This is a genomic window from Massilia phosphatilytica (assembly GCF_977014125.1).
Genome location: NZ_CDRNIL010000141.1, coordinates 1 through 4,106, shown reverse-complemented (window position 1 = coordinate 4,106; position 4,106 = coordinate 1). Strand labels below are relative to the sequence as shown.

Genomic DNA, 4,106 nt, shown 5'->3' with positions numbered 1-4,106 from the left:
TTGTGCCCTCTACTGGTTCAGTTGCGTCTTGTTAAGGTTAAAACGGAGGAGTTAGTTGGATGATCCAGCACCTTGTGAATCAGATCGCCGCGTCCAACCTTCGGCAATCTGAGCAGCCGTTGCAAGTGTCCCATTGGCGGCAGAGCAGCCCGGATGTGGCGCCGGCCCGCGTCTCCCGCGCTGCGAACGGTGTGCCTTCCATCTTGCGGGCGTTGATTCTGCCGACTACCCTGCCAATTCGCCGAAAAGCTCGCCGTGGAGCCATCAAAAAGCCGATCGCAAAGCGTTAGGCGCCTACGTCATAGATGGGGTCGTCTCAGAAAACGGAAAATAAAGCACGCTAAGGCATAGCCGAACCTGCCAAGCTTGCTCCACCCTGTAGTGACGCGATCAGCGGGCAGGAAACGTTCCCCCTTCGCGCATGGCAGGCGCACACCAACTCAGACAGCACGGCCTCCATGCGCGCCAGGTCAGCCATTTTCTCGCGCACGTCCTTGAGCTTGTGCTCGGCCAGACTGCTGGCTTCCTCGCAATGGGTGCCATCCTCCAGCCGCAGCAGCTCGGCGATCTCATCCAGGCTGAAGCCCAGCCGCTGGGCTGATTTCACGAAGCGCACCCGCGTTACATCCGCCTCGCCATAGCGGCGGATGCTGCCATAGGGCTTGTCAGGCTCCAGCAACAAGCCCTTGCGCTGATAGAAACGGATGGTCTCCACATTGACCCCGGCCGCCTTGGCGAAAACGCCAATGGTCAGGTTCTCCAAATTGTTTTCCATATCGCTTGACTCCGTACATGAGTACGGAAGTAAGGTTACGCTATCCAATTTCAATTCGAAAGGACAAGCGCATGTCTGAACCAAAAACCGGGCGCGGCGCGCTCTTCACTGGAGGGCTTGCAGCCATCCTCGCCTCGGCTTGCTGCCTCGGGCCGTTGGTTCTGATCGCCTTGGGGTTCAGCGGCGCTTGGATCGGCAACTTGGCGGTGTTGGAACCCTATCGCCCCATCTTTATCGGCGTGGCGCTGGTGGCGTTGTTCTTCGCCTGGCGGCGCATCTACCGGCAGGCAGCGGCCTGCAAACCGGGTGAGGTCTGCGCGATTCCCCAAGTGCGAGCTACTTACAAGCTCATTTTCTGGATCGTGGCCGCGCTGGTTCTGGTCGCGCTCGGATTTCCCTACGTCATGCCATTTTTCTACTGATCGGAGTTCACCATGAAGAAACTGTTTGCCTCCCTCGCCCTCGCCGCCGTTGTTGCCCCCGTCTGGGCCGCCACCCAGACCGTCACGCTGTCCGTACCGGGCATGACCTGCTCCGCCTGCCCGATCACTGTCAAGAAGGCGATTTCCAAGGTCGAAGGCGTCAGCAAAGTTGACGTGACTTTCGAGACACGCCAAGCGGTCGTCACCTTCGACGATGCCAAGACCAGCGTGCAGAAGCTGACCAAGGCAACCGCAGACGCGGGCTATCCGTCCAGCGTCAAGCAGTGAGTCACTGAAAACGGCACCGCAGCACAACGGACGTCATTGTCTGGCGCCACAAACGATAAAGGATCTGTTGCATGACCCATCTAAAAATCACCGGCATGACTTGCGACTCGTGCGCGGCGCACGTCAAGGAAGCGCTGGAAAAAGTGCCAGGCGTGCAGTCGGCGCTGGTGTCCTATCCGAAGGGCACAGCGCAACTCGCCATCGTGCCGGGCACATCGCCGGACGCGCTGACTGCCGCCGTGGCCGGACTGGGCTACAAGGCAACGCTAGCCGATGCGCCACTGGCGGACAACCGCGTCGGACTGCTCGACAAGGTGCGGGGATGGATGGCCGCCGCCGAAAAGCACAGTGGCAACGCAGCCCCCGGTGCAGGTAGCGGTCATTGGCAGCGGTGGAGCCGCGATGGCGGCGGCGCTGAAGGCCGTCGAGCAAGGCGCGCAGGTCACGCTGATCGAGCGCGGCACCATCGGCGGCACCTGCGTCAATGTCGGCTGTGTGCCGTCCAAGATCATGATCCGCGCCGCCCACATCGCCCATCTGCGCCGGGAAAGCCCGTTCGATGGCGGTATTGCGGCAACTGTGCCTACCATTGACCGCAGTAAGCTGCTGGCCCAGCAGCAGGCCCGCGTCGACGAACTGCGGCACGCCAAGTACGAAGGCATCCTGGGCGGTAATCCGGCCATCACCGTTGTGCACGGTGAGGCGCGCTTCAAGGACGACCAGAGCCTTACCGTCCGTTTGAACGAGGGTGGCGAGCGCGTCGTGATGTTCGACCGCTGCCTGGTCGCCACGGGTGCCAGCCCGGCGGTCCCGCCGATTCCGGGCTTGAAAGAGTCACCCTACTGGACTTCCACCGAGGCCCTGGCGAGCGACACCATTCCCGAACGCCTTGCCGTAATCGGCTCGTCGGTGGTGGCGCTGGAGCTGGCGCAAGCCTTTGCCCGGCTGGGCAGCAAGGTCACGGTCCTGGCGCGCAATACCTTGTTCTTCCGTGAAGACCCGGCCATCGGCGAGGCGGTGACAGCCGCTTTCCGTGCCGAGGGCATCGAGGTGCTGGAGCACACGCAAGCCAGCCAGGTCGCCCATATGGACGGTGAATTCGTGCTGACCACCACGCACGGTGAATTGCGCGCCGACAAACTGCTGGTTGCCACCGGTCGGACACCGAACACGCGCAGCCTCGCGCTGGACGCAGCGGGGGTCACTGTCAATGCGCAAGGTGCCATCGTCATCGACCAAGGCATGCGCACGAGCAACCCGAACATCTACGCGGCCGGCGACTGCACCGACCAGCCGCAGTTCGTCTATGTGGCGGCAGCGGCCGGCACCCGTGCCGCGATCAACATGACCGGCGGCGATGCGGCGCTCGACCTGACCGCAATGCCGGCCGGTCATGTTGATCGCCGGCGCGGGTCCGGCCGCTGCCGCCGCGTGGACGAACTGCGGCTGGTCGGTGCAGTCGCCGCACGTAGATGTTCGGGTTGCTCGTGCCGTCCTTGGTGAAGGAAGAGCTTCCCAATTGGCGCAGTGACCCCCGCTGCGTCAGCGCCGAAGGCTGCGCGTGCGTGTCCGACCCGGTGGCAACCAGCAGCTTGTGGCGCGCCATTCAGCCGTGCGTGGTGGTCGGCGCGAATTCACCGTCCATATGGGCGACCTGGCTGGCTTGCGTGTGCTCCAGCACCTCGATGCCCTCGGCACGGGAAAGCGGCTGCACCGCCTCGCCGATGGCCGGGTCTTCACGGAAGAAGCGTATTGCGCGCAGGACCCCGTGACCTTGCTCCAGCCGGGCAAAGGCTTGCGCCAGCTCACGCCGACGAGCCGATTACGGCAAGGCGTCGGGAGATGGTGTCGCTCGCCGGCCTCGGTAGTCCAGTAGGGTGACTCTTCAAGCCCGGGAGTCGCAGGATCACGCGTGGCGACTCAGGCAGCGGTCGAACGTCGGCGAAGCGCTGGCCACCTCTTCGAACGGACGGTCGTCCTTGAAGCGCGCCTCACCGTGCACAACGGTGATGGCCGGATTACCGCCCAGAAGTGTTCATTCCTGGCGTGCGGTTCGTCGACGCGGCCTGCTGCTGGGCCAGCAGCTTACTGCATCGAAATCGTAGGCACAGTTGCCGCAAAATGCACATCGAACGGGCTTTCCCGGCGCAGATGGCGATGTGGGCGGCACGGATGATGATCTTGGACGGCGCGCGGGCCGACATTGACGCAGGTGCCGCCGATGAGGTGCCGCGCTCGATGACCGTGACCTGCGCGCTGCTCGACGGCCAGACGGCCGCCGCCATCGCGGCTCCACCGCTGCCAATGACCGCTCCACCGGGGGCTCGTGCCGCCGTGTCGGCGGCGGCCATCTGCCGCACCTTGTCGAGCAGTCCGACGCGGTTGTCCGCCAGTAGCGCGGTGAGCGCGTTGCCTTGTAGCCCGGTGCTCCGGCCACGGCGGCAGTGGCGCCGTTCCGGCGATGTGCCCGGCACGATGGCGAGTACCGTGCCTTTCGGATAGGACACCAGCGCCGACTGCACGCTAGTTTCAGCGCTTCCTTGACGTGCGCCGCGCACGAGTCGCAAGTAGTACGGTGATTTTTGAGATAGATTCTATCAACTGTGGCGCCGACTGACATA

3 protein-coding genes and 2 pseudogenes are annotated in these 4,106 nt (G+C 63.7%); 3 read left to right on the top strand and 2 right to left on the bottom strand.

What is annotated here, in order from left to right; translation table 11 throughout:
• Window positions 1–340 precede the first annotated feature (340 nt).
• Window positions 341–775, bottom strand: coding sequence for a mercury resistance transcriptional regulator MerR (locus ACWNCF_RS05020; protein WP_003131969.1), 435 nt, complete (start codon window positions 773–775; stop codon window positions 341–343).
• A 71-nt stretch (window positions 776–846) separates the two neighbouring features.
• Here ACWNCF_RS05020 and merT point away from each other — a divergent pair, with 71 nt between their 5' ends.
• From merT to ACWNCF_RS05005, 3 genes and pseudogenes are all read left to right on the top strand, one after another.
• Window positions 847–1,197 (top strand): mercuric ion transporter MerT, encoded by a 351-nt coding sequence (gene merT / locus ACWNCF_RS05015; RefSeq protein ID WP_003131974.1) that lies wholly within the window; start codon window positions 847–849, stop codon window positions 1,195–1,197.
• Window positions 1,198–1,209: 12 nt separating this feature from the next.
• Window positions 1,210–1,485, top strand: a complete 276-nt coding sequence (merP, locus tag ACWNCF_RS05010; protein WP_003131987.1) for a mercury resistance system periplasmic binding protein MerP — start codon at window positions 1,210–1,212, stop codon at window positions 1,483–1,485.
• Window positions 1,486–1,556: 71 nt separating this feature from the next.
• Window positions 1,557–2,874 (top strand): annotated as a pseudogene (locus tag ACWNCF_RS05005) (mercury(II) reductase); the annotation flags it as partial.
• Here the strand turns inward: ACWNCF_RS05005 and ACWNCF_RS05000 are convergent.
• Window positions 2,872–4,105 (bottom strand): annotated as a pseudogene (locus tag ACWNCF_RS05000) (FAD-dependent oxidoreductase); the annotation flags it as partial. The pseudogenes ACWNCF_RS05005 and ACWNCF_RS05000 overlap by 3 nt on opposite strands.
• Window position 4,106 lies beyond the last annotated feature (1 nt).

Bases quoted from the DNA above. Each gene is read 5' to 3' on its own strand.
- merP (WP_003131987.1), top strand. From the start codon at position 1,210: ATGAAGAAACTGTTTGCCTCCCTCGCCCTCGCCGCCGTTGTTGCCCCC.
- ACWNCF_RS05020 (WP_003131969.1), bottom strand. From the start codon at position 775: ATGGAAAACAATTTGGAGAACCTGACCATTGGCGTTTTCGCCAAGGCG.
- merT (WP_003131974.1), top strand. From the start codon at position 847: ATGTCTGAACCAAAAACCGGGCGCGGCGCGCTCTTCACTGGAGGGCTT.